Raw genomic sequence first — 25,063 nt, forward strand, 5'->3', positions numbered from 1 at the left:
GCATCCCTGCCATCGCGCAGACAAAAAAAAGCCCCGCCAATCGACCGGCGGGGCTTTCCCTAAAGCGTGTCGCCTCAGAACAGCGAGGCGACCAGATGGGTGGCGGGCGCCACCTGGAAGTCGATGGACATCATCACGCTCAGCGCGGTGATGGCGACGATGGAGAAGGCGAACAGCTTGCGCGCCCAGACCCGGTCGTCGGCGGTCCAGTAGCCGGTCAGGGCGATGGCCAGCCACCACAGGCTCACCGCCACCGCCACCAGCAGGTAGCCGTAGCCGGCGTAGCCGCCCAGGCACAAGGCGAGGGTCGCCGCCATGAAGGCGAGGATGTAGAGCACGATGTGGATCTTGGTCACCGCGATGCCGCGCGCCACCGGCAGCACCGGGATGCCAGCCGCCTCGTAGTCCTTCAGGCGGAAGATGGCGATGGCATAGGAGTGCGGCATCTGCCACAGGCAGAAGATCGCCAGCAGCGAGGCGGCGCCGGCGTCGAACTGGCCGCTCACCGCGCAGTAGCCGACCACCGGCGGCATCGCCCCGGAGAGGCTGCCGACCAGCGTGCCGTACTGCGAACGACGCTTGAACCACAGGCTGTACAGGCCGACGTAGACGAAGTAGCCGAAGCCGGCCAGCGCGGTGGTCAGCGGGTTGGTCCGCCACCACAGCAGGCCGAAGCCGGCGACCCCGAGGACCAGGCCGTGGGCCAGGGCAGCCTTCAGCGAGATCTGCCCGGTCACGGTGACCCGCCCGCGGGTCCGCTCCATGTGCCGGTCGATGTCGCGGTCGATGCAGTTGTTCAGCACGCACCCACTGGCGACCACCAGCGACAGGCCGATGACCGTGGCCAGCAACAGCATCGGCTCGACGCTGCCGCGGGCGGCGAGGAAGTATCCCCCCGCCACCGCGATCAGGTTGCCGAAGATGATTCCCGGCTTGGCCACCAGGAGATAGCGTTTCAGCTTCACGTCATGGCCCTCAGGGCATCGGCATCATCAGCATGTCGGCGCTGAAGATGATCCACAGCGAGAGACCGACCACCAGCAGGATGACGATCACCGTGAAGATGAACGCCATCACGTTCCAGCGCCCTTCCGACGACATGTTCATGTGCAGGAAGCAGATCAGGTGCACCACCACCTGCACCAGGCCGAGGACGACCATGGTGAGGATGGTCGCGTGGCGCGAGAAGCCGCCGTCCATGACCATGTAGAACGGGATCGCGGTGAGGATCACCGAGAGCACGAAGCCGATCGCGTAGGAACCCAGGCTGCCGTGGCCGGCGCCGTGGTTGTCGTGTGCAGCGCTGCTCATTACAGGGCCCCCATCAGGTAGACGACGGTGAAGACGCAGATCCAGACGATGTCGAGGAAGTGCCAGAACAGGCTCAGGCACATCATCCGGGTGTTGTTCTGCGCGGTGAGGCCGCGGGTCCAGATCTGCGCCATCAGCACCAGCATCCACAGCAGACCGGCGCTGACGTGCAGGCCGTGCATGCCGACCAGGGTGAAGAAGGACGACAGGAAGGCGCTGCGGCTCGGGCCGAAACCTTCGGCGATCAGGTGGTGGAACTCGTTGATCTCCATCCCGATGAACGCGGCGCCGAGCAGGAAGGTGACCCCGAGCCAGGCGATCGCCTGGCCCTTGGCGCCCTTGTGCGCAGAGAGCATGGCCAGGCCGTAGGTGCAGCTGGAAACCAGCAGGATGGCGGTTTCCACCAGCACGTAGGGCAGCTCGAAGATGTCCTTGCCGCTGGGGCCGCCGGCGGTGTGGTGAACCAGCACCGCGTAGGTGGCGAAGACGCTGGCGAACAGCACGCAGTCGGTCATCAGGTAGAGCCAGAAACCGAATACGGTGTTGCCGCCGCTATCGTGTGCATGATCGTGGTCGTGGCCCACTTCGTGGGCGTCGGCCAGATGCTTGTTCAATACTGCCGTCGACATGGTTCAGACCTGCTTGGCGAGTTGCTGGAAACGGGCGCTTTCGATCTTCTCGATCTCTTCGGGCTGGACGTAGTAGTCGACGTCCTGGTTGTAGCTGCGCACGATGAAGGAGCCGATCATGCCGACGAAGCCGACCGCCATGAGCCACCAGATATGCCAGATGGCGGCGAAGCCGAAGACGAAGGCGAACACGGCGATGGAGAAGCCCGCGGCGGTGTTCTTCGGCATGTGGATCGGCTGGTAGGCCGGCAGCTTGCGGTAGGCGGTGCCGGCCTTCTTCATGTCGTGGAAGGCATCCACGTCCTGTACCTTCGGCAGCTCGGCGAAGTTGTAGAACGGCGGCGGCGAGGAAGTGGCCCATTCCAGGGTGCGGCCTTCCCACGGGTCGCCATTGACGTCGGCCAGTTGCTTGCGGTTGCGGACCGAGACGAACAGCTGGATCAGTTGGCAGGCGATGCCGCAGAAGATCAGCACGGCGCCGAAGAACGCGACCACCAGGTAGGGCTTCCACAGCGGGTTGTCGTAGTGGTTCAGGCGACGGGTCATGCCCATGAAGCCGAGGATGTAGAGCGGCATGAAGGCCATGTAGAAGCCCACCAGCCAGCACCAGAAGGAACGCTTGCCCCACTTCTCGTCGAGGGTGAAGCCGAACGCTTTCGGGAACCAGAAGGCGAAGCCGGCCAGGTAGCCGAATACCGCGCCGCCGATGATGGTGTTGTGGAAGTGGGCGATCAGGAACAGGCTGTTGTGCAGCAGGAAGTCCGCGCCCGGGATGGCCAGCAGGACGCCGGTCATGCCGCCGATGGTGAAGGTCACCATGAAGCCCAGGGTCCACAGGATCGGCGTGCTGAAGCGCAGGCGGCCCTTGTAGATGGTGAACAGCCAGTTGAACAGCTTCACCCCGGTGGGGATCGAGATCAGCATGGTGGCCACGCCGAAGAAGCCGTTGACGTCACCGCCCGAACCCATGGTGAAGAAGTGGTGCAGCCACACGGTGAAGCCGAGGAAGGTGATCGCGGCGCTGGCCCAGACCATCGACTTGTAGCCGAACATGCGCTTGCCGGCGAAGGTCGCGGTGACCTCGGAGAAGATACCGAAGGCCGGCAGGATCAGGATGTACACCTCGGGATGGCCCCAGGCCCAGAAGAGGTTGATGTACATCATGGCGTTGCCGCCGAGCTCGTTGGTGAAGAAGTGCATGTCCAGGTAGCGGTCGAGCGACAGCAGGCCCAGCGCAGCGGTGAGGATCGGGAACGAGGCGACGATCAGGATGTTGGCGAAGGTGCAGGTCCAGGTGAAGATCGGCATCTGCATCAGCTTCATGCCCGGGGCACGCATCTTGAACACGGTGACCAGGAAGTTGATCCCCGTGAGCAACGTGCCCATCCCGGATATCTGTAGCGCCCAGATGTAGTAGTCCACCCCTACCCCGGGGCTATAGGCCAGCTCCGACAGCGGCGGATAGGCCACCCAGCCGGTACGGGCGAATTCGCCCAGGCCCAGCGACACGTTGACCAGCATGGCGCTGACCACGAGCAGCCAGAAGCTCAGCGAGTTGAGGAAGGGGAACGCCACGTCGCGCGCGCCGATCTGCAGCGGCACGGCCAGGTTCATCAGGCCGGTCATGAACGGCATGGCCATGAAGATGATCATGATCACGCCATGCGCGGTGAAGATCTGGTCGTAGTGCTCCGGCGGCAGGTAGCCGTGGTTGGCGCCTTCGGCCAGGGCCAACTGGCCGCGCATCATGATCGCGTCGGCGAAGCCGCGGACCAGCATGACCAGGGCGACGACGATGTACATCACGCCGATCTTCTTGTGGTCGACCGAGGTCAGCCACTCGGTCCACAGGTAGGTCCACTTGCGGTAGTAGGTGATCGCACCGACCACGCCGAGGCCCAGCAGGGCGACGACGGCCAGTGTGACCATGACGATGGGCTCGTGGTAAGGCACGGCCGAGAGTGTCAGTTTCCCGAACATCTGCGCTTACTCCTGGGTACTCGGTTGCATGTGCATGTCCTTCATGTCTTTCATGCCCTGCATGGCTTGCATGTCCATGTCCTGCATGTCGTGACCGGTCATGGCGGCTTCGTGCTCAGCCCCGGCGTGCTCGCCGTGCGCGGCACCCTTGGCGTCGCCGTGGTGCTCGTACTTGGTGAGGATGTGGCCGAACAGTTCCGGGCTGACCGAAGAGAAGTAGGTCGGCGGAACGTTCTCGCTCGGCTTGACCAGTTCCGGATAGGTGCCGATCGACAGGCTGGCCGGTGCCGCCTTGACCTTGGCGACCCAGTCCTGGAAGCCCTGCTCGGAGGTGGCGATGGCCTTGAAGCGCATGCCGGAGAAACCGCCGCCGCTGTAGTTCGCGGAGATACCGTCGAATACGCCTTCTTCGTTGGCGATCAGGTGCAGCTTGGTCATCATCCCGGCCATCGAGTAGATCTGGCTGCCCAGCTGCGGGATGAAGAACGAGTTCATCACCGAATCCGAGGTGATCTGGAAATTCACCGGGGTGTCTTTCGGGAAGGCGATCTCGTTGACCGTGGCGATACCCTGCTCCGGGTAGATGAACAACCACTTCCAGTCCAGCGAAACGGCCTGGATGGTGACCGGCTTGACCTCGGAGTCCAGCGGACGGTACGGGTCGAGCTTGTGGGTGCTTTCCCAGGTGATCCAGCCGAGGATCGCGATGATCACGCAGGGCACCAGCCAGACCACCGCCTCGATGCGGTTGGAGTGGTGCCAGTCCGGCTTGTACTCGGCCTGGGTGTTCGAGGCGCGGTACTTCCAGGCGAACGCCAGGGTCATCACGATCACCGGGATGACCACGATCAGCATCAGCAGGGTCGCGGTAATGATCAGGGTGCGCTCGTCCATGCCCACCTGCCCTTTCGGGTTGAACAGGGTCATGTCGCAGCCGCCGAGCAGCAGCGCGGGCGCCAGGGAAAGCCATTTCAATGCGGCAAACGGGTTTGCTTTGGTCATCTTCCGGCCTTAATCGATGGAAGGAGCGAGTGGTCGCTCATGGATGTCTCCTTGCAAGGCTTGTGGCGGAGACCGCTGGCTTCAGCCAGTTCCAGACATGCAGTCGCCGCCGGGGTACGGAACGGCCATTGCCCGGCCACGGGAGAAGGCAAGCGGATACCTTTCCCGATTCCGGTGGCGGACTCGTTCCACGCGCTGAGTCGTTCCTTGATGAACAGCGTTTTCGAAGCTGTGCCGGAAGAGGCCAAGGGCGGCCAAGGCACGTGCATGCCTGGGCGAGAAGGATTGCCCTTCCCGCCGGGTGATCAGGTCGCAGTTATCGGTCGGCTATTTGTTGTGCAACAGGCAAGGCAGGAACCCATTTATCGCGATGCGGAGCAGAGACTCGCGCGACGCTCGTTGGACCGAAACTGAGCGTCAGTTATTACAATTCATTTCAGCTGAGGAGCCTATGACACATCTTGCAATAGACTTTCTCAAACATAGATAAAGTAGGGCTTTTACCTGCCTGCGACAGGTTGTCGCAGGCCATACCCTAGCACAACAGTTGGAATACGCGAATATTCTTCGCTTCGAGCAGCATAACGCAAGGAAATCGCCCCCACGCCAGCATCGTGACCCGAGAGTCAGTGTCTATCGGCCTGCAACTGTACCCCTGCCGTTCGTCCAGATGCGCCAACTGTATCCGCCGCCGGGCCGGCGCTAACGCGCAGGCGCCAGAGCAGCGCGGCGGCCAGCAGGGCGCTGGCTCCGGCCACCAGCATAGCCAGACGGAAGCCCTCGGCCAGCGCGGCCGGCAGCTCGGCGTCGAGCCCCGCCAGGGAACCAGGCAAGCGATGGGCCGTGATCGCCTGGGTGGCGAGCCGTTGCGCATCGGCAATCCCCAGCTCCTCCAGCCGATCGCCCAGGACGACGATCGCCCGCCCGCTCAGCAGCGCTCCCAGCAACGCGATGCCGACGGCCATGCCGGCCTGGCGCAGGGTATTCATGGTCGCCGAGGCCATCCCGGAACGCTCGCGGGCCACGCTCGCCATGACCGCCAGACCGGTGCCGGGAACGGCCAGGCCCATGCCCAGGCCGAGCGCCACCAGCAACAGGCCGACCCAGGGATACGCGGTTCCCGTACCGCAAGCGGCCAGCGCCAGCATGGCCAGGCCGATCACCAGGTAGCCCAGCACCAGCAGGCGTCGCAGCGGTACGTGCCGCTGCAACCGGCCGAACAGCATGGACAGTGCGCCCATGGCGAGGAACTGCGGCGCCAGGTAGAAGCCGGCCTGCTGCGCCGAGGCACCCTGCACCTGCTGGAAGAACAGGGAGAGGAAGAACAGGCTGGCGTAGCCGGAAAAACCGAGGACGAACGAGGCCAGGTTGCAGACGGCGAACCCGGCCTGGCGGAACAACCCCAGGGGCAGCAGCGGTCGGGCGGTCCGCCGCTCGACGAAGAGGAAGCCAAGCAGGCCGACCCCGGCCAGGAGCAGCGCCGGCCAGGCCGTGGGAGACAACCAGCCGCCCTCTCCCGCGGCGATCAGGGCGTAGGTCAACGCTCCCAGCCAGACCACGCTGAGCAACTGCCCCAGGGGATCGAAGGCGGCGTGCTCGGGGTGCGCGGTTTCCTCGATGCCCCACAGGCCCAGGGCGAGCGCCAGCAGGCCGAGCGGCAGGTTGATCAGGAAGATGCTCTGCCAGCCGGCATGCTCCACCAGCAGGCCGCCGAGCAGCGGGCCAAGGATCAGCGACAGCGCGCTGAAGGAGGTCCAGCCGCCGATCACCTGGGCGCGCTGGCCGGGATCGTGGAAAGCCTGGGTAAGGATCGACAGCGCGCCGGGTATCAACAGCGCCCCGGCGATGCCCTGGACCGCGCGTCCGAACAGCAGCAGCGGCAGCGAGGTGGCCAGCGCGCAGAGCAGCGAACCGAAGCTGAACAGGCCGACCCCGAGCAGCCAGGTCAGCTTGCGACCGTAGCGGTCGCTCAGCGGTCCGGAAGACAGCATGAAGGCGCTCAGGCACAGCGCATAGGCGTCGACCACCCACTGCAGGCCGGCCAGGTCGGTATCCAGGGCGTACTGCAGCGTCGGCAGGGCGAGGTTGACGATGCTGATGTCGAGCGAGGCGATGAAGGTTCCCAGGTAAATGGCGGCGACCAGGGCGACACGACGCGAAGGGTTCATGGAGTACTCCGATGAGAGGGCGCTGGCCCAGGAATAATCCATTGACCGACGGTCAGTCAATAAATATCGCGAAACATTCTCATCTTCCTGTCATGCCTCGTCTTCCCCTCCACGCTCTTTTACACTGCGGCCAACCCAACCACCGGACCCGCGCTCCATGCCCGATCGCCACGCCGAACAGCCTGCCCGCCAACCGCGCACCAAGCCTGCGGAGGTTCGTCTCGAGGAACTGATGGCGGCGGCGCAGCAACTGTTCCTAGACAAGGGTGTGGACGCCACCACCATCAGCGACATCGTCGCTGCCGCGGGGGTCGCCAAGGGTACCTTCTATCACTACTTCCAAGCCAAGACCGACATCCTCCTGGCCCTGCGCGAGCGCTTCACCCAGGCTTTCCAGCAGCGCATCGCGAATGCCGTCGAGGCCTGTCCGGCGAACGACCATCCCGGCCGCCTGCGCGCCTGGACCGAGAGCGGCCTGGCGGGCTACCTGGAGGGCTACCGGCTGCACGATGTGGTCTACAGCGAGCACCATCACCACCAGCGCGGCAACCAGGAGCGCGACCGCGTGCTGGAGCAATTGGCGGAGCTACTGGAGAACGGCGCGGCGGCCGGCGCCTGGCCGCTGCGCAACCCACGGCTGAACGCCCTGCTGCTCTACTCCGGGCTGCATGGCGCCGCCGACGACGCCATCGCCGGCGGCCGCCTGGATACCCAGCCGCTGGCCGGCGAACTCGCCGATGCCTTCCTGCGCCTGCTCGGTGCCAGCGACTGAAGCAGGCTCAGCCGCAGAAGGTTTCCTGCAGGTGGCGCCAGTACAGCCGCCCTTCGTCGTCACGGTGCAGGACTACGGTGGACAGGCGCTCGCTGCGACCCGCCGCGTCGGACTGGATTTCCCGATAGGCCAGGGTCGCGCCATCCACGCCTGAAGCCAGCAGACTCTCGCCGTCGATCTCGATGCGCAGCCCAGGACGGGTGCCGCCCTTGCTGCGGAACAGCTCGCCCAGAGCAGTCTTGTCCAGGACCACGCCATGCGGCGTGACCATCGAGAAGTCCTCGGCGAAACGCGCCATCAACGCATCCAGCGCGTCAGCCCGTGAGTCGCCGGCCAGCCAGTCGCGGATCGCCACGTGGGCATGGTGGATTTCCCGGCGGTAGGCACAAGTCATGGTGTAGCTCCTTTCAGGTCTGGACCAGGGCGCGAACCCCGGCGGAATCGATACGCCTCACCCACGGCAGAGGCAATAGCGTGAAAGCGGCGGCGAACAGGAAGCAGTGGACGAAGGCCGCGGGGTCGGCCCGCGCCTGCAACAGGTTGAGCAACCCACCGAGCACGGCCATGCCCAGGCAGAACGCCAGTTGCCGATTGATGTTCCACAAGGCGCTGGCATGGCCCATGCGCGCCGCCGGGACGTCGAGCAAGGCCATGCCCTGTGCCGCGCTGCTACACAGGCTGCCGCCGAATCCCATGGTCGCGTAGGCCCCCGCCAGTTGCCAGAAGCCGCTCCCCTCCCCGCTTCGAGCCAGCCACAGCAGGCCGCCGGCCTGTATCGCCATGCCCGCCAGCAGCAAGGATTTCGGCCCCCAGCGATTGAAGCGTCGCCGGGTCAGGCCGATGGCCAGGCCGGCCGCCAGCGCCCAGGGCAGCATCAGCGCACCGGCACGGCTCGCGCTGAGGCCGAGGGGGCGTTGCAGATAGAGCATGGCGACCAGGTTGGCGCCCATGAAGGCTCCCGGCACGCAGAGATAGACCAGCATCGCCGTACGCAGCAATGGCGCCTCCAGCAAGCCAAGGTCGAGCAGCGCGTCGGTACGAGCGCGCCCGTCACGCCAGTAGCAGCAGCCCAGCACGCAGGCCAGCAGCGCCAGGAGCAGGCCACGCCCGCCGCCGCCGGGCGATCCCAGCCAGGCGAGCGCCACCAGCAGCGTGGCCAGCGCCGCCGAGCCGAGCAGCAGGCCGCGCAGGTCCAGGCGCTGCGCCGCATGCTTGTGCCTGGGCAGCCAGCGCATCGCCAGGGCCAGCACCAGCAGCGCCGGCGCCACGCTGGCGAAGAAGATCCCACGCCAGGACAGGCTGTCCACCAGCCAGCCGCCGAGGGCAGGCGCCACGGCGGGAACGATCAGCGCCACCAGCATCACCCGTGCGGTCAGGCCGGCCCGTGCCGACGCCGGGACATTCCGATAGGCCATGGCCTGGCCGAGGGGGATCAGCAACCCGCCGGCCAACCCCTGGCACAGGCGCCAGACGATCAACGTCGCCGCCGATCCAGCCAGGCCGCAACCCAGCGAAGCGCTGGCGAAACCGGCCAGTGCCAGCAGCATCAGTCGCCGTTCTCCCAGGCGCGAAGCGAGCCAGACGCTCAACGGAATCACCAGGGTCAAGCCGAGCAGGTAGGTGTTGCCGATCCACGCCAGGGTCGCCACCGAAGCGCCAAGGGAACGCCCGATGTCCGGGTAGGCGACGCTGGCGATGAAGATGTTCACCAGGTCCAGGGCGAACCCCAGCAGGTACAAAGTGGCCAGGCGGGACGGTTGATTCATGGGCGCTCCGGAGGTTTGCCGGGGAGCATAGCGAGGCGCTCGCGCTATCTGGAGAGGCTAATCGCGCATAGACTGTCAAATCGAATTTGACAATAGGGACGCCTTCCATGGTCAGCCTCGACCGCTTCGAAACCTTTCGCGCCGTGGTCGACTGCGGTTCCCTCAGCGCCGCCGCCGACACCCTCGGCCAGACGCGTGCGGTAGTCAGCTTCAACCTCAAGCGGCTGGAGGCCGAGCTGGGCGTTTCTCTGCTCAGCCGCAGCACCCGGCGGATGGCCCTGACCGATGCTGGCGAACGCTTCTACCAGCGCTGCGTGAAGGTGCTCGACGAGGCGCGCCTGGCCATCGACGACGCCCGCGCCGAGCATGGCGAACTGCGTGGCAGCCTGCGCGTCACCACCACCCAGGAATACGGCCTGCGCCAACTGGTGCCGGCCCTGCAGGCATTCGCCCGGCTGCACCCGGCGTTGCAGGTACAATTGTCGACCTCATCGCTGCATGCCGACCTGATTGGCGAACGCTTCGACGTCGCCATCCGCCTGGGGCGCCTGGAGGACTCCACCCACCATGCGGTGCAACTGGCCAGCTTCGAGGTCCTGGCGGTGGTCAGCCCGGCCTGCCTGGCGGCGCTCGGCGAACCGCCGCCGACCGACCTGGAGAGTCTGGAGCGCCTGCAGAATCTCGGTCACAGCCGGCTGGCGGACTCCCTGCCCTGGCAAGTACGCGCCCCCGACGGCGCCCTGCGCAGCTACCGCGGACCGCGCCATCCCATGCTGCTGGCCGACAACGCCGCGGCCCTGCGCGCCTTTGCCCTCGACGGCCTGGGTATCGCCGTGCTGCCGGACTGGCTGGTGCAGGCCGACTTGCGCTGCGGCGCACTGCAACGCCTGCTGGCGGACCACGGGTTTCCGCTCCAGGGCGTGCATGCCGTTTATCCGCCGACCCGCCACCTGCCGTCGAAGGTCCGCGCGTTCATCGACTTCCTCAAGACTCGCCTGGGGCACCCGGACGCCGGTTAGAAAACCGAGGCCGCCGCGGTTGCCCGCGGCGGCCTCGGCACAGACGTGGCTCAGTTACCCTGCGGCATCTCGCCGCGCGCCAGGCGCGCATTGATGTCGCGGACCACCGCCGGCAGCTCGGCGATGGTCTCGATCAGGTAGTGCGGACGCGAACCTTCGAACATCTGTTCGATACGCGTCCGCTCGCGCTCCAGTTCGGCCGCCGGCAGCGCCTTGTACTGCTCGTAGGTGAGGCCCAGGGCATTGCCCGAGCAGGTCAGCGCCACCGTCCACATCCCGGCGCGGCGCCCTTCGAGGATACCCGGCCAGGTGTCGTCGACCTTCACGCAGGCCGCCACATCGTCGATCCCCAGGGCGATCACGTTGGCCAGCGCCTGGGCCGGCCATGGCCGGCCGTTGGGCACTTCGTCGGTGGCCACCACGTGGTCGGCGACGTAACCGTTGGTCTCGGCCAGGGCTACCACCTTCTCCATCACCACCGCCGGATAACCGGAACAGGAACCGATCTTCAGGCCCATCCCGCGGAGTTCGGCGATCGCCTGCAGGGCGCCGGGGATCAGCGCCGAATGTTCGGCGATCTTTTCGATCTGCAGCGGCATGAAGCGCTCGTAGATGGCGGTGACATCGTCGTCGCTGGGCAGGCGGCCGAAGACGGCGCGGTAGCGCTCGGCGATCGCCGGGATGTCGCAGAGGGTGCGGATGTGGTCCCACTTGCCCATTCCCATCGGACCGCGCGCTTCCTCCAGGCTGACCTGGACGCCGAATTCGGCGAAAGCCTCGACGAAGATCTGGGTCGGCGCGAAGGAGCCGAAATCGACCACGGTTCCCGCCCAGTCGAGGATGGCGGCCTGGAGGGTGGCTGGCTGGTTGTAATTCATTGTCGTGAACCCTTTTCTGCTCGTTGTCGTTCAGTTCAGATCTCGAGGACTTCCAGTTCGCGCAGCGCCTCGCCGATGGCGGCGACCGCCTGCCGCATCTCCGCGGCGTCGACGTGGCCGATGCAGCCGACGCGGAAGGTTTCCACCTGGGTCAACTTGCCCGGATAGAGGATGAAGCCCTTCTCCCGCACGCGTTGGTAGAAGTCGGCGAAGCGGTAGCGCGGATCGCGCGGCGCGTGGAAGGTAACGATGATCGGCGCCTGGATTTCCGCCGGCAGGAAGCTGCGGAAACCGAGCCGGGCCATCTCGCCGAGCAGCGTTTCGCAATTGCTCGCGTAGCGCCGCTGGCGCGCCGGCAGGCCGCCCTCCTCTTCGTACTGGCTGAGCGCTTCGTGCAGGGCGGCGACCACATGGGTCGGCGGGGTGAAGCGCCACTGCCCGGTCTTGCGCATATAGGCGTGCTGGTCCTGCAGGTCCATGGCCAGGGAGTGGCAGTTGCCGGCGCTGGCTTCCAGGGCGGCGCTGCGGGCGAAGACGAAGCCCATCCCGGGGACGCCCTCCAGGCACTTGCCGGAGGCGGCGATCAAGGCATCGAACGGAACTTTCCGGGCATCGATCCCGATCGCCCCGAAGGAGCTCATGGCATCGACGATCAGGCGCTTGCCGTGACGCTCGACGACCTTGGCGATGGCCTCGAGCGGATTGAGGATGCCGGTGCTGGTCTCGCAGTGGATCAGCGCCACATGGCTGATCGCCGGATCGGCGGCCAGCAGACGCTCGACGTCAGCGGCGGTGGTCGGCACGTTCTCTTCGGTCTCGAAGGTGCTGAAGGGCCGTTGCAGAACCTCGCAGATCTTCGCCAGGCGCTTGCCGTAGGCACCGTTGATCAACACCAGGACCTTGCCGTCGCGCGGCACCAGGGTGCCGATCGCCGCTTCCACGGCGAAGGTGCCGCTGCCCTGCAACGGTACGCAGGTGTGGCTGCCTTCGCCGCCTACGATCTTCAGCAGGCGCTGGCAGACGCTGGCGGTGAGTTCGTTGAAATCGCTGTCCCAGGAGCCCCAGTCGACCATCATCGCCCGACGGGTACGGTAGGAGGTGGTCAGCGGACCGGGGGTCAGCAGGATGGGTGCGCGTTCGGCAGTGCTCATGCTCATTTCCTCTGCGGGAATCGGCCAAAGAAACCGGATCGGGCTTCGCGGTCCGGGCGGTCGTTCCGCGCCGGCGTTCCAGGGAAGCCTGGAGACATAAGGTGAGCGCCGCGCTACTATCGTTCAAATTGTTTGTTCCGATGCCAGCCATAAGCCAGGCCGATACCATGAATCTCTTCCAGCTCCGCGCCTTCGACGCCGTCGCCCGCGAAGGCAGTTTCACCCGCGCCGCCGAGCGCCTGTGCATCAGCCAGCCGGCGGTGACCGGACACGTCAAGGCACTCGAGGAGCACTACCAGGTCACCCTGTTCCGGCGCACCGCCCGGCGCATCGAACTGACCGAGGAGGGCTCGCGCCTAGTGGCGATCACGCGCACCCTGTTCGCCCTGGAGGAAGAAGCCGAGGCCCTGCTCGACGCCAATCGACAATTGGTCTCCGGCCGCCTCGAAGTCGCCGCCGACGGCCCGCACCTGGTGATGCCGATGCTCGCCCGGCTGCGCGCGAGCTATCCGGGAATCACCGTCAACCTGCGTCTGGGCAACGCCCAGGAGACCCTCGCGGCGCTGCTCAGCGAACACGTCGACGTCGCCGTGCTGACCGAGGTCGAGGCGCGTCCCGGGCTGTTCCTGGAGGAGTTGGTGAATTCGCGCATCTGCGCCCTGTTGCCTCGCCAGCATCCCTGGTGCGAACGCAACGAAGGCGTACCGCTGGAAGAGCTCGACCAGCAGATCATGGTGCTGCGCGAACCCGGTTCGATCACCCGCCGCACCTTCGACCGCGCCTGTGCCGAGCAGGGCGTGCAGCCACGGGTGCTGCTGGAGCTGGACAGCCGGGAAGCGGTGACCGAAGCGGTGGCCGCCGAACTGGGCGTCGGCGTGGTGTCTTCCCTGGAGGTCGGCAACGATCCGCGGGTTCGCGCGGTGCCGCTGGTCGGTCCCGAGCTGACCAACCGCCACCTGATCGGCTGCCTGGAGAAGCGCCGCGGCCTGCGGGTGATCAGGGCATTCCTGGAACTGGCGGCGGCCTGAGTCGCGCCTCAGCTCCAGTGACGCTCGCGGGTGCGGCGGTCTTCGCCGAAGCCGAACAGCGAGGCCAGCGAATACACGATCAGCTCGGCGATCCAGGCGACCAGCAAGGCGCAGCCCAGGCCCCAGGCGATCACCTCGGGCTTGAGCAGGACCTGGTAGCTGTAGCTGGCATAGGTTTCCATCAGCAACTCATGGTTCGGTGCGCGCAGCATGTGCCAGGCGCGGGCGTACCAGGGACCCTGCATGGCCTGCCACTCAGCGTCGAGCATGCGCGCGCGACGCATCAGGCGGTCGAGGTTCTCGCCGTCGCGCTGGAACACCGGATCGCTGTTGCTGCGGTAATGCCTGACCAGTTCCTCCAGGCTACCGTTGAAGAACTGCCCGGCGGTCTGCTGGAAGCCCTGGATGTTCTGCGCGGCCTCCAGGCGATGGGCGTCGACGCGCTTGGCGTAGTCGTCGATGAAACCGGGCACCTGCACCCCGAGCAGCAGGCCCAGGGTGAACAGCAGCAGTCTCAGGTAACTGCGGAACATGCGCTCTCCTCGTTCACGGCGGCGATTCAGACCCGCCCCTTGGCCAACACCTCGCCGCCCCACCAGAGGACCCACTCGCCGCTCTGCTGCAAGGTCCAGTTCTCGTTGTCGGTGAGCGGCTCGGTGGCGATCACCGTGACCACATCGTCCGGCGTGGTTTCCGCATGGAAGTCCACGGTCAGGTCGGCATCCTTCAACCGCGCCGGGCCGAATGGCGCACGGCGGGTAATGTAGGCGAGTTTGCTGGAGCAGAAGGTGAACAGCCAGTCGCCGTCGCTGATCAGGGCATTGAACACACCTTTCTTGCGATATTCGTCACAGGCCGAGATCAGCACCGGCAACAGCACCTCCACCGGCACCGGCTCGGGGAAAGCCCGGCGCACGCGGTTCAGCAGGTCGCAGAAGGCCGCCTCGCTGTCGGTCTCGCCGACCGGGCGGTAGAAACCGGGCTTGGGCTGGAAGTCGGCCAGTTGGCCATTGTGCGCGAAGGTCCAGTAGCGCCCACCGAGTTCGCGGATGAAGGGGTGGGTGTTGCTCAGCCCGACCTTGCCGACGTTGGCCTGGCGGATGTGCCCGATGACCGTCTCGCTCTTGATCGGGAAGCGCTGCACCAGCCGCGCCACCTCCGAATCGACGCTCGCCAGCGGGTCCTGGAACAGCCGCACGCCGCGTCCTTCGTAGAAGGCGATGCCCCAACCGTCGCGGTGCGGGCCGGTACCGCCGCCGCGCTGCATCAGTCCGGTGAAGCTGAAGACGATGTCCGTCGGGACGTTGGCGCTCATGCCCAATAGTTCACACATGGCTCAAACCTCCCTGAGCAAGGCTGTACGTAGTAGTTCTCGTTCCCGCTGCAGACGCGCCTGCAGGCTCGCGCGACCGACCGGCAGGAAACGGGTCAGGGCGCGCCAGAGCAGTCGCGGCAGGTCGCCGCGACGCCGGGGAATCAGGTGCAGATGCAGGTGCGCCACGTGCTGGTTGGCCGCCACGCCATCGTTGAGCAACAGGTTGATGCCTTCCACGCCGAAACCGGCCCGGCGCAATGCGCGACCGATACGCTCGGCGAGCGCCAGGAGGGCGTCGCGGGCGGCGGCGGAAAGATCGCTCAGGTGCGGGGCGTGCTCGCGGGCTACGATCAGCACGTGCGCCGGTCGCAGCGGAAAGATGTCCAGCAGGACGATGAAATGCTCGTCCTCGAAGAGTCTGTGCGCCGGCTCGCGGCCACCCGCTATGGCGCAGAACACGCAATCCATGGGAAATCCCGACATAGGCCTCGCCTCATGCTGAACGCCTGCCGGGCGTAGCGCAAGAATGGATTTCGTCGCGAAAGGCTACAGGCGCGGCTCGATGCGCATGCGCCGGTCGCCGTGCTCGTCGGTGCGGGTGTCGACGTCCGGCATCAACTCGGGCTGCAACATCTGCCGCAGGGTCGGCTCGTCCTCGGCGTCCTGCGACGGATGCCGACGATTCTTCCAGGCCCGCTCCAGCGGCCAGCGGATGGCGGCGATCAGCAGGTACAGGCCGAAACCGAGCAGCGCCACCAGGGCCAGGTCAGAGACCGCGCGCCAGGCGTTGTTGCCGACCTTGAACACGACATCCAGCGCGGTGATGGCGATGGCCGGGGCGTAGAGGTCGTTCTGCGGGTCCACCGGAGTCGGCGTGAACAGCAGGATGAAGACGATCAGCCGCAGGGGTTCGCGCAGCCAGCGCCACATCCAGCCGGTCATCAGCCAGAACACCAGCATCAGACCAAGTCCGGCGATGGCGTAGGCGCCCCAGGCGATCAGATAGTCTTGTTCATTCATGCGGCGTGCGTGGCGATAGCGGTGATGGGGGGCTTATGATAGCCGCTTTTGCATGCCGACGCGCCTACCCACCGATGGCGGGCGCCGCGCCGCCAGTTTTATTCAGATTTCCCGGCCTCGCGCATGGCCGGATCGACGAGGATTCCCGATGCCCCATCCGCAGCCCCCCATCGCCCGCCGCGACGCCGGAAGCGACCCCTACGCCTGGCTGGAGGAGCGCGACGCCCCGGAGGTGCTCGACTACCTGAAGGCCGAGAACGCCTACCTGGATAGCGAACTGGCCGACCAGGCCGGGTTGCGCGAGACCCTGTTCGAGGAGATCAGGGGACGCATCCGCGAGACCGACCTGTCGTTGCCCAGTCCGTGGGGTCCGTGGCTGTACTACCAGCGCACCACCGCCGGCGACGAATACCCGCGCCACTACCGCTGCCCACGTCCGGAGGACGGCAGCCTGGCGGTCGACGAAGGCGCCGAGCAACTGTTGCTCGATCCCAACCAGTTGGCCGACGGCGGCTTCCTCTCCCTCGGCGCCTTCAGCATCAGCCCCGACCAGAGCCTGCTGGCCTACAGCCTGGACACCAGCGGCGACGAGATCTACCGCCTGTTCGTCAAGGATCTCGCCAGCGGCGCGGTGCAGGCCCTGCCCTTCGAGGACTGCGACGGCAGCCTGACCTGGGCCAACGACAACCGCACGCTGTTCTTCGGTGAACTGGATGACACCCACCGCCCGCACAAGCTCTATCGCCACCGCCTGGGCGAGGCCGGCGCCGAGCTGGTGTTCGAGGAAGGCGACGGGCGCTTCTTCCTGCACTGCTACCGCTCCAGCTCGGAACGCCAGCTGATCCTCCTGCTCAACAGCAAGACCACCAGCGAGGCCTGGGTGCTCGACGCCGACCAGCCGCAGGGAACGTTCCGTTGCCTGGCGCCGCGCGAGGAAGGCCACGAGTACTACCCCGACCACGGTCGCCTCGACGGCCGGGGCCTGTGGCTGATCCGCAGCAACCAGGCGGGGATCAACTTCGCCCTCTACCAGGCCGAGGAGCCGCGGTCGACTCGCGAGCACTGGCAACTGCGCGTGGCCCACGACCCGCAGCGGACCCTGGAAGATGTCAGCCTGAACGCCGAGGCGGTGATCCTCGGCCTGCGCGATGGCGGCCTGCCGGTTATCGAGGTGCAACCGCAGGGCCTGCCGGCCTACCGCGTGCAGTTGCCGGACGCCGCCTACAGCCTCTACGTGCAGGACAGCCTGGAATTCGACAGCCCCTGCGTGCGACTGCGCTACGAGGCCCTGAACCGTCCGGCGCAGGTACGCCAGCTGAACCTCGCCGATGGCACGCAGACCGTCCTCAAGCAGACCCCGGTGGAAGGCCCATTCGACGCCGACGCCTACGCCAGCCGGCGCATCTGGGCCAGCAGCGGCGACGGCACGCAGGTGCCGGTCAGCCTGGTGGCGCGCAAGGAAGTCCTCGACGGCATCGCCGCCGGGCGCCCCGCGCCGCTCTATCTCTATGGCTACGGCGCCTACGGGCATAGCCTCGATCCCTGGTTCTCCCACGCCCGCCTGAGCCTGCTCGAACGCGGCTTCGTCTTCGCCATCGCCCATGTCCGTGGCGGCGGCGAACTGGGCGAAGCCTGGTACCGGGCCGGCAAGCTGGAACACAAGCAGAACAGCTTCGACGACTTCATCGCCTGCGCCGAGCACCTGCTCGCCGAGGGCTACTGCCGTCCCGAGGGTCTCGCCATCAGCGGCGGCAGCGCCGGCGGGCTGTTGATCGGAGCGGTGCTCAACCAGCGCCCGCAACTGTTCGGCGCGGCCATCGCCGAGGTGCCGTTCGTCGACGTGCTGAACAGCATGCTCAATCCGGACCTGCCGCTGACCGTCACCGAATACGATGAGTGGGGCAACCCGCAGGAGCCCGAGGTGCATGCGCGGATCGCCGCCTACGCGCCCTACGAGAACGTCAGGGCCCAGGACTACCCGCACCTGCTGGTGGTCGCCGGCTACAACGACAGCCGCGTGCAGTACTGGGAAGCCGCCAAGTGGGTGGCGAAACTGCGGGCGACCAGGACCGACGCCAACCTGCTGCTGCTCAAGACCGACCTCGGCGCCGGCCACGGCGGCATGAGCGGCCGCTACCAGGGGCTGAAGGACGTGGCGCTGGAATACGCCTTCCTGCTCAAGGTCCTCGGCCTGGTATGACCACCGCGGGGGCCGGCGACGCCGGCCTTCCGCCACGAAAAAGGAAACTTCGTGAAACGACGCTTCTGGCCCGCCATGGGCCTGCTCGCCGCGATCATGCTGGCCGTCTACCTGGCGAATCCGTTCGGCACCGCCAGTCTCGACCCGCGCGCGCGGCTCCTCGGCGTGGCGCTGTACAAGATCCCTTCGCGCTCGATGGAACCGACCTTGCAACAGGGCGACTTCATCCTCGCCAACGCCGCGCGCTACGCCTTCGCCGACCCGCAGGTCGGCGACCTGGTGGTGTTCCGCTTCCCGCCGCAGCGCAGCATCGCCTATGTGAAGCGCATCGCCGGAATACCCGGCGATCGCGTGCGGATCGATGGCGGCCGGCTCTACGTCAATGAGCGCCCGGTGACGGAGCCCTACCTGGCGCAACAGGCGCTGCGCCAGCCGGACTCCCTGCGCATGGCCGAGCGGACCGTCCCCGCCGGCCAATACTTCATGCTCGGCGACAACCGCGATAACTCCAACGACAGCCGCTACTGGGGCTACGTACCGCGCGCCGACCTGGTCGGCCGGGTGTTCGCCGTCTGGTATGCCGAGGACACCCGGCGCATCGGTTCGGTGCGCTGACGCCCCTCAGAAGAACTGGGTGACGCTGATCTTGGCGTTGCGTCCCTGGCTGTAGACCAGGTCGCCGCCCAGCGGCTGGCGATAGGAGCGGTTGAACAGGTTGTCCACGGTGAAGTCGATGCGGGTGTCCTTCAGGCCCAGCTTGGCCGGGACCCACTCGGCGAACAGCCGATGAGTGTCGTAGCTGTCGTTGGCCGCGTGATCCCAGTAGATATCGCCGGAACCGGTACCCATCCCGCCGCTGTAGCGATCGCTGGGCAGGCGGTCGGTCTTGCGCACGAACTCGCCCTGCCAGCCGAGCTTGGCATCCCATTCCGGAACCTTCAGGCCGAGCATGGCCACCCACTTCGGCGGCGGGATGTCGCGCGCCCACACGTTCGGTCCCCAGGGATTGCTGTAGGCCCCATCGTGCTTGCCGGTCATCCACGAGTAGGACAGGCTGCCGAACAGCCGCTGGCTGTCGTAGAAGCTCTCGATCTCGAAGCCCTTGATGGTCAGGCCCGGCAGGTTGCGGTAGTTGCTCAGCGGCAGCATGTCGCCGCAGCTACCGCCGATACTGCCGTTGTCGATCGACTGCTGGCGGCAGCCGACGCTGCGGGTGCGGAATATCTCGTCCTTGATGCGGTTCTGGAACAACGTGGTGCGGATCTGCAGGCTGTCGCCGGCGACCAGCAGGTCCGGCAGGTTGATCACGCTGCCGCCACGGATCGCATGGATGCGCTCGGCGTCCAGGTCGCGGCTGCTGCCACCGATGGTCGAACTGTTCTGCACTTCGTACTGCTCGTCGATCACCGGCGCTCGCCAGGTCTCGGTGTAGTCGGCGAAGAACGCCAGGTTCGGCGTCGCGGTCCAGAACACCGACAGCCGCGGCGACCAGCCGGAGTAGGTCTGGGCGCGATAGTCATGGCCGAGCTTGGGATTGTCGTAGATCGGCGCCAGGTTGGCCTGGCCGTCGTTGCGCACGCTGTCGAAGCGCATCGATGGGGTGACGGTCAGGCTGCCGTAGGTGATCGCGTCCTGGATGTAGAAGCTCTGCGTGTCCTGCTTGCCGGCCGGCATGAATGCCGGTTGCAGCCAGCCGTAGTTGTAGCGCGGGGTCTCGTAGGTCTTGCCCGGCATGTGCATGAGGATGTCGCGCTTGTGCTTGTGCAGCGCCGCGCCCAGGGTCAGCTCGTGCTGTAGCGCTCCGGTATCGAAACGGCTGGTGTTGCGCAGCTCCAGGACCTTGTCCTGGTACTCGGTACGCATCCGTTTGCCACCGGTGGCGAGCTGGTAGAAGGCCGTGTCCTCGCGACGGTCGAGTTGCTCGGTGCGGGCGTCGGAATAGCTCAGTTGCAGGTCGATCCAGGGGTTGTCCAGCGGATGGTAGTTGTACTTGCCGGTCCAGGTGGTGTCGGTGGTATCGCGGTGGGCCAGCAGGCGGGTCAGGCCCAGCTCGTAGCCGTAGCGGTCGATGGTCCACTGGCCCGGCGGGGTCGGGTAGCTGCTGGCGGAGAACGGCGTCCAGCGCGAGCTTTTCGAGCGCAGGTAGGTGAAACCCAGGTCGTGCTCCTCGGTGGGGTGCAGGTTGAGCTTGAACAGGCCGGTCTTCTCGTCCTGGGCGCTGTTGGGCAGGCGCTTGGGGTTGATCGGGTAGTCGGTGGGCGACAGCGGCAGGTTGTCGGCCAGCTTCATGTCGCGGCCGTCGCGACCGTTGAGATAGAGCAGGGCATCGACGCGGCGGTCTTCGCTGCGCCCGAACACAGCGCCGGAGTAGATCTTCTGCTGGTCGTTGGAGTGATAGCCGTACTTGAGCATGGCGCCGACGTCGCGGCCTTCGCGCAGCAGGTCCGGCGCGTCCTTGGTCTCCATGTGCACGGTGCCGCCGAAGCCGCCATTGCCGGTGAACACCGAGTGCGGTCCCTTCTCCACCTCGATGCGCTTGATCATTTCCGGTTCGATGAACACGGTGCCCTGCTGGTAGCGCTCGAAGCCGCTCTTCTGCGCGCCGTCCAGGGTATAGGGCACGTCCTCGGCGTCGCCCAGGCCCCAGATGTTGGTGGTCTGTCCGCCCGGCTTGGGCGAGCCGCCCATGGTCACTCCGGGCAGGGTCTGCAGCAGGCTGGGGATGTTGTCCGCCTGCTGGCGTTCGATATCCCGCCGGGTCAGGGTCGAACGGCCGACGTTGCTGGCGTCCACTTCGCGACCGTTGCCGACGATGGTCTGCGCGTCCAGTTGCAGCGCGTTGTCGCTGTAGGCGTCGACCTGGCGCCGGCGCACCACGTAGCCGCCGCCCGCCTCCACCAGCTCCAGCTCGGAACCGACCAGCAACCGCTCCAGCGCCTCGCGCACCCCGTAGCTGCCGCTCAGCGCCGGAGCGCGCAGGCCCCGCAGGAGCGACTCGTCGAACAGCACCTGGACCTGCGCCTGCTGCGCCAGGCGCGACAGCGAGGCGGCCAGCGGCTGCGCCGGCAGGTCGAAGCGTCGTTCGGCAGCGCTGGCGCCGGCGGCCCACAACGCGGCGCCGAGCACGGCGGCGGAACACAGCGGGCGCCAGGCGGCGCGGGTGAAAGGCAAGGTCATGCTGGAACTCTCCCCAAGTGACTGCTGGATGTCGCCGGCAGCGGCGACGGACAGCAGAGAAGACGCAGCAGGGAGAAAAACCCACATATGCGAATGAAAAATATTTTCATTAATGCTGACGACGCGCCTCAGCGCGCCAGGATCAGCACCTCGCCACCAGCCTGCGGCTGCACCCGCACCGGCAATAACGCCGGCAGGGCGAGGAGAAAATCGTCGGGGCGGGCGATCCGCACCGTACCGGAGACCCGCTTGCCGGCAAGCCGGGGATCTCCCAGGCGGATCGGCGCGGCGCGATAGCGCGACAGTTCCTCCACCAGTTCGCCCAGCGGCTTGTCGCGGAACACCAGTTGCCCATCGCGCCAACTGGCGACCTGCTCCGGCGCCACATGGCCGAGTTCCAGGCGCTGCTCGGCGAGGTCCAGGCGCGCGCTGTCGCCAGCCAGCAGCACATGTTCGGCATCCTTCTCCAGGGACGGCTGCAACGCCACGCGCCCCTGTTTCACCGCCACGGCGAGGGCCTGCGCGTTGCGCCGGACGCTGAACTGGGTACCGAGTACGGTGACCCGGCTGTCGCCGCTGCCGACCCGGAAAGGCCGGGCCGGATCGTGGCTGACCACGAAGAACACCTCGCCTTTCTTCAACAGCACGTCGCGGGTGCGCTCGGCGTAACGCACCTGCACCTGGGTATCGACGTCGAGGAACAGCTTCGATCCGTCCGCCAGGACCACCTCGCGCTGCTCGCCAGGTGCCGTGCCGTAGGCGAGGTTCGGTCCGAGCGACTGGTCGCGCCAGAACAGGGTGGCGACGAGCAGCGCGCAGAACACGAAGAACGCCGCCGCCAGCGCCCGGGGCAGGCGCCAGGCCGGCACCGGCTCGGGAATATCGTCCAGCGCCGGGCGCGGCAGGCCGTCGAATTCGCGCCAGAGCCGCTCCATGCCCTCGAGCGCTTCGCGATGGCGCGGATCGGCGCGTAGCCAATCCTCCAGCTCGGCCCGGCAGGCAGCGCTGAAATGCCCGGAACGACGCCGGCTGAACCAGTAGGCGGCGCGGTGATCGATGTCCTCTTCGGTTTCGTCTGCGAACAGCGGTTCCAGTCGTTCCAGCGGCTTCATCCTTCGCCTCCCTGGCCAAGCCGCCGCTTGCAGTGCAGCAAGGCGCTGGCGATGTGCTTTTCCACCATGCTCAGGGAGATTCCCATGCGCTCGGCCACTTCGACCTGGGACAGGCCGTCGAACTTGTGCAGGACGAACGCTTCGCGCCGCCGCGGCGGCAGCTCGGCCAGCGCGGCCGCCAGGTGGCTGAGACGCTGCTGCTGTTCGAAACGCTCGCCCGGCCCGGCCGCCTCGCCTTCCAGCGCGGCGGGTTCGTCGTTCGCCGCCGGCCGGTCGAGATCCTGGCCGCGGCTCTGCTGCCGGCGCCAATGGTCGCGCAACAGGTTGCGGGCGATCTGGAAAAGAAATGCGCGCGGCTGCTCGACCGATTGCCGGCCCGGCCATTTCAGCCACTGGGCGAAAGTATCCTGGGCGAGGTCGGCGGCGTCCGCCGAACTGCCCAGGTGCTTGCGCAGGAAGCGCAGCAACTCGCCATGGAACGCCTGATAGGCATGCGAGACGGAACCACGGAAGCGCTCATCCATCCGTGCATCCTCCGGCGGCGCCCCCCGCGCCGTTGACCCGCTGCAACACCTCGCCTCCCCGCTTCCGTCGGATACGGAAGTCCCTTGCAAATATGCGAATGATAATACATATCATTTCACAAGGTAAGGAAGTGCGACGGACGCGAGCTCAGCCGGCGCGGAAGATCAGGTAGTCCTCCCAGTCGTCCTCGGCCACCTGGGTCTCGCTGAGCATGCGCCCGGACTGGGAAATGCGTTCCTTGTGGACCCGCTCCGGGTCGCCGCAGACCAGGTGGTGCCAGAGCGGCAGGTCCTTGCCTTCGGCAACCAGGCGATAGCCGCAGGTCGGCGGCAACCACTGGAACTCATCGGCCTGCGCCGGGGTGAGCTGGATACAGTCGGGGACGAAACGGATGCGCTCGGCGTAGTTGGTGCAGCGGCAGCTTTGCAGGTCGAGCAGCTTGCAGGCGATACGCGTGTAGTAGACGCTGCCGTCGTCCTCGTCCTCGAGCTTCTGCAGGCAGCACAGGCCGCAACCGTCGCACAGCGACTCCCACTCGTCCTGGTCGAGTTGGGCGAGGGTCTTGCGTTTCCAGAAGGGTTCGACTTTGGCGGCCATGGCATCGGGGGCTGGTGAAAAGGCGCGATAGTCTAGTCCCCCGCCCCCTCCAGGCCAAGCACCGGCCGGCACATGGCTACTTCAGGTAGGAACGCAGCGCGGTCACCACCAGTTCCAGGTCTTCGCGACGCTGCTCCGCGCTCGCCTGCTCGGCGCCGAGGTGTTCGCGGATGTGCCCCTCCAGCACTTCGTTCATCAGGCCGTTCACCGCACCGCGGATCGCCGCGATCTGTTGCAGCACCGCCGCGCATTCGCTGCCCTCTTCCAGCGCCTGCTCCAGCGCCCGGGTCTGCCCGGCGATGCGGCGCACCCGCGCCAGGAGCTTCTTCTTCCCATGGATGGTATGGGCCACCGCTCTCTCCTCAAGGTAATATACTGGGGTATAGTATATTTTCGACGTCTCGACAGGACAGTAGCAAATGCCCGGCACCCCGACTACCCAGCCCCTGCGCCATTCCCATCGGTTCGACCAGGGCAACCCGCTGGCCGAGCGCAACACGCGCTGGGCGGTATTGCTCACCGCCTGCATGATGGTCGCGGAAATCGCCGGCGGCTGGCTGTTCAACTCCATGGCCCTGCTCGCCGACGGCTGGCACATGAGCTCCCATGCCCTGGCCCTGGGTCTTGCGGTACTCGCCTACGGCGCCGCGCGGCGCTATGCCAACGACCCGCGCTTCAGCTTCGGTACGTGGAAGATCGAGGTGCTCGGCAGCTACACCAGCGCCCTGCTGCTTCTGCTGGTGGCCGGGCTGATGCTCTACCAATCGGTCGAACGCCTGCTCGACCCCAGCCCGATCCACTACCAGCAGGCGATGCTGGTCGCCGCGCTCGGCCTGCTGGTCAATCTCGCCTGCGCCTGGCTGCTGCGCGACGGCCATGCCCACCACGGGCACGGCCACTCGCACCACCACCACCACCACCACCACCACCACCACCACCACCACCACCACGACCATCATGCCCACCGGCACGATCTGAATCTGCGCGCCGCCTACCTGCACGTGCTGGCGGATGCCGCCACCTCGCTGCTGGCGATCGTCGCGCTGGCCGGCGGCCTGCTGTGGAACGCGGCCTGGCTGGACCCGCTGATGGGTATCGTCGGCGCGGTACTGGTCAGTGTCTGGGCATGCGGCCTGATCCGGCAGAGCAGCCGGGTATTGCTGGATGCGCAGATGGACGCGCCGGTGGCTGCGGAAATCCGCGCGGCGATCGCCAGCAGCCCGCTGCCGGCGGAACTGCTCGACCTGCACCTGTGGCAGGTCGGCCAGGGCAAGTACGCCTGCCTGCTGAGTCTGCTGACCACCGAGGAAGGCAGCGCCGACTATTTCAAGCGCCGCCTGGCCGAGCATGAGGAACTGGTGCACATCACCGTCGAGGTGAACCCGCTGCTCCCGCTCGCCGCCTGAGGGAACG

25 protein-coding genes are annotated in these 25,063 nt (G+C 66.6%); 6 read left to right on the forward strand and 19 right to left on the reverse strand.

Going from position 1 to position 25,063, the window contains the following annotated elements; all coding sequences use genetic code 11:
* Window positions 1-74: 74 nt before the first annotated feature.
* The 6 genes from cyoE to ACYAF3_RS29600 form a co-directional block, all read right to left on the reverse strand.
* Window positions 75-965 (reverse strand): heme o synthase, encoded by an 891-nt coding sequence (gene cyoE / locus ACYAF3_RS29575; protein WP_003082726.1) that lies wholly within the window; start codon window positions 963-965, stop codon window positions 75-77.
* A gap of 10 nt (window positions 966-975) precedes the next feature.
* The gene (gene cyoD, locus ACYAF3_RS29580) at window positions 976-1,311 is read right to left on the reverse strand and encodes a cytochrome o ubiquinol oxidase subunit IV (protein WP_003109258.1); all 336 of its coding nucleotides are present in this window, start codon (window positions 1,309-1,311) and stop codon (window positions 976-978) included.
* On the reverse strand, window positions 1,311-1,940 hold the full coding sequence (gene cyoC / locus ACYAF3_RS29585) for a cytochrome o ubiquinol oxidase subunit III (RefSeq protein WP_003086858.1): 630 nt from the start codon (window positions 1,938-1,940) through the stop codon (window positions 1,311-1,313). The genes cyoD and cyoC overlap by 1 nt, the downstream gene beginning before the upstream one ends.
* 3 nt (window positions 1,941-1,943) lie before the next feature.
* Entirely contained in the window at window positions 1,944-3,920 is a 1,977-nt protein-coding gene (gene cyoB, locus ACYAF3_RS29590) for a cytochrome o ubiquinol oxidase subunit I (protein WP_003082705.1), read from the reverse strand.
* 6 nt (window positions 3,921-3,926) lie between these two features.
* A complete protein-coding gene (gene cyoA / locus ACYAF3_RS29595) occupies window positions 3,927-4,922 on the reverse strand; it encodes a ubiquinol oxidase subunit II (protein ID WP_003082702.1) in 996 nt (331 codons plus the stop codon).
* A gap of 626 nt (window positions 4,923-5,548) precedes the next feature.
* Window positions 5,549-7,090 (reverse strand): MFS transporter, encoded by a 1,542-nt coding sequence (locus tag ACYAF3_RS29600; RefSeq protein WP_003100101.1) that lies wholly within the window; start codon window positions 7,088-7,090, stop codon window positions 5,549-5,551.
* A gap of 157 nt (window positions 7,091-7,247) precedes the next feature.
* On the opposite strand from ACYAF3_RS29600, the gene ACYAF3_RS29605 reads away from it, so the two are divergent.
* Window positions 7,248-7,862 carry a TetR/AcrR family transcriptional regulator gene (locus ACYAF3_RS29605; protein ID WP_003082696.1) on the forward strand — a complete coding sequence of 205 codons (615 nt, stop codon included), beginning with the start codon at window positions 7,248-7,250 and terminating at the stop codon, window positions 7,860-7,862.
* A gap of 7 nt (window positions 7,863-7,869) precedes the next feature.
* Here ACYAF3_RS29605 and ACYAF3_RS29610 read toward each other — a convergent pair whose 3' ends face one another.
* Together ACYAF3_RS29610 and ACYAF3_RS29615 are read right to left on the reverse strand one after the other, a co-directional pair.
* A complete protein-coding gene (locus ACYAF3_RS29610) occupies window positions 7,870-8,256 on the reverse strand; it encodes a DUF4440 domain-containing protein (protein ID WP_003082694.1) in 387 nt (128 codons plus the stop codon).
* A 13-nt stretch (window positions 8,257-8,269) separates the two neighbouring features.
* The gene (locus tag ACYAF3_RS29615) at window positions 8,270-9,628 is read right to left on the reverse strand and encodes an MDR family MFS transporter (protein WP_023085059.1); all 1,359 of its coding nucleotides are present in this window, start codon (window positions 9,626-9,628) and stop codon (window positions 8,270-8,272) included.
* Window positions 9,629-9,735: 107 nt separating this feature from the next.
* Here ACYAF3_RS29615 and ACYAF3_RS29620 point away from each other — a divergent pair, with 107 nt between their 5' ends.
* On the forward strand, window positions 9,736-10,647 hold the full coding sequence (locus ACYAF3_RS29620) for a LysR family transcriptional regulator (RefSeq protein ID WP_023089941.1): 912 nt from the start codon (window positions 9,736-9,738) through the stop codon (window positions 10,645-10,647).
* Window positions 10,648-10,697: 50 nt separating this feature from the next.
* Here ACYAF3_RS29620 and phnX read toward each other — a convergent pair whose 3' ends face one another.
* Window positions 10,698-11,525, reverse strand: a complete 828-nt coding sequence (gene phnX, locus ACYAF3_RS29625; protein ID WP_003100114.1) for a phosphonoacetaldehyde hydrolase — start codon at window positions 11,523-11,525, stop codon at window positions 10,698-10,700.
* A gap of 35 nt (window positions 11,526-11,560) precedes the next feature.
* Window positions 11,561-12,676: a 2-aminoethylphosphonate--pyruvate transaminase gene (gene phnW, locus ACYAF3_RS29630; protein WP_003086851.1), complete on the reverse strand. Its 1,116-nt coding sequence runs from the start codon at window positions 12,674-12,676 to the stop codon at window positions 11,561-11,563.
* 167 nt (window positions 12,677-12,843) lie between these two features.
* On the opposite strand from phnW, the gene ACYAF3_RS29635 reads away from it, so the two are divergent.
* On the forward strand, window positions 12,844-13,704 hold the full coding sequence (locus ACYAF3_RS29635) for a LysR substrate-binding domain-containing protein (RefSeq protein WP_003082684.1): 861 nt from the start codon (window positions 12,844-12,846) through the stop codon (window positions 13,702-13,704).
* Window positions 13,705-13,712: 8 nt separating this feature from the next.
* Here the strand turns inward: ACYAF3_RS29635 and ACYAF3_RS29640 are convergent, their stop codons facing one another.
* The 4 genes from ACYAF3_RS29640 to ACYAF3_RS29655 form a co-directional block, all read right to left on the reverse strand.
* A complete protein-coding gene (locus ACYAF3_RS29640) occupies window positions 13,713-14,237 on the reverse strand; it encodes a DUF2937 family protein (RefSeq protein ID WP_003082681.1) in 525 nt (174 codons plus the stop codon).
* A 26-nt stretch (window positions 14,238-14,263) separates the two neighbouring features.
* The gene (locus ACYAF3_RS29645; RefSeq protein ID WP_003082680.1) at window positions 14,264-15,037 is read right to left on the reverse strand and encodes a class II glutamine amidotransferase; all 774 of its coding nucleotides are present in this window, start codon (window positions 15,035-15,037) and stop codon (window positions 14,264-14,266) included.
* A gap of 3 nt (window positions 15,038-15,040) precedes the next feature.
* Window positions 15,041-15,502, reverse strand: a complete 462-nt coding sequence (locus tag ACYAF3_RS29650; protein WP_003082677.1) for an HIT family protein — start codon at window positions 15,500-15,502, stop codon at window positions 15,041-15,043.
* Between the two features lie 63 nt (window positions 15,503-15,565).
* A complete protein-coding gene (locus ACYAF3_RS29655; RefSeq protein WP_003082675.1) occupies window positions 15,566-16,039 on the reverse strand; it encodes a hypothetical protein in 474 nt (157 codons plus the stop codon).
* A 148-nt stretch (window positions 16,040-16,187) separates the two neighbouring features.
* Here ACYAF3_RS29655 and ACYAF3_RS29660 point away from each other — a divergent pair, with 148 nt between their 5' ends.
* A complete protein-coding gene (locus ACYAF3_RS29660) occupies window positions 16,188-18,239 on the forward strand; it encodes a S9 family peptidase (protein WP_003082674.1) in 2,052 nt (683 codons plus the stop codon).
* 75 nt (window positions 18,240-18,314) lie between these two features.
* Window positions 18,315-18,854: a signal peptidase I gene (gene lepB / locus ACYAF3_RS29665; protein ID WP_003082673.1), complete on the forward strand. Its 540-nt coding sequence runs from the start codon at window positions 18,315-18,317 to the stop codon at window positions 18,852-18,854.
* A 6-nt stretch (window positions 18,855-18,860) separates the two neighbouring features.
* Here the strand turns inward: lepB and hxuC are convergent, their stop codons facing one another.
* The 5 genes from hxuC to ACYAF3_RS29690 all read right to left on the reverse strand — a co-directional run bounded on the left by hxuC (window position 18,861) and on the right by ACYAF3_RS29690 (window position 24,002).
* Window positions 18,861-21,416: a heme receptor HxuC gene (gene hxuC / locus ACYAF3_RS29670; RefSeq protein WP_031756145.1), complete on the reverse strand. Its 2,556-nt coding sequence runs from the start codon at window positions 21,414-21,416 to the stop codon at window positions 18,861-18,863.
* Window positions 21,417-21,544: 128 nt separating this feature from the next.
* The gene (locus tag ACYAF3_RS29675) at window positions 21,545-22,528 is read right to left on the reverse strand and encodes a FecR family protein (RefSeq protein WP_003082671.1); all 984 of its coding nucleotides are present in this window, start codon (window positions 22,526-22,528) and stop codon (window positions 21,545-21,547) included.
* Window positions 22,525-23,052 (reverse strand): RNA polymerase sigma factor, encoded by a 528-nt coding sequence (locus ACYAF3_RS29680; RefSeq protein ID WP_003082669.1) that lies wholly within the window; start codon window positions 23,050-23,052, stop codon window positions 22,525-22,527. The genes ACYAF3_RS29675 and ACYAF3_RS29680 overlap by 4 nt, the downstream gene beginning before the upstream one ends.
* A 148-nt stretch (window positions 23,053-23,200) precedes the next feature.
* Entirely contained in the window at window positions 23,201-23,650 is a 450-nt protein-coding gene (locus ACYAF3_RS29685) for a YcgN family cysteine cluster protein (RefSeq protein WP_003082662.1), read from the reverse strand.
* A gap of 76 nt (window positions 23,651-23,726) precedes the next feature.
* Window positions 23,727-24,002: a metal/formaldehyde-sensitive transcriptional repressor gene (locus tag ACYAF3_RS29690; protein WP_003082658.1), complete on the reverse strand. Its 276-nt coding sequence runs from the start codon at window positions 24,000-24,002 to the stop codon at window positions 23,727-23,729.
* Window positions 24,003-24,069: 67 nt separating this feature from the next.
* Between ACYAF3_RS29690 and aitP the strand changes: the two genes are divergently transcribed.
* The gene (gene aitP, locus ACYAF3_RS29695; RefSeq protein ID WP_034038411.1) at window positions 24,070-25,056 is read left to right on the forward strand and encodes a CDF family iron/cobalt efflux transporter AitP; all 987 of its coding nucleotides are present in this window, start codon (window positions 24,070-24,072) and stop codon (window positions 25,054-25,056) included.
* The last annotated feature ends 7 nt before the right edge of the window (window positions 25,057-25,063 follow it).

This window comes from Pseudomonas sp. TZ252, from assembly GCF_056110345.1.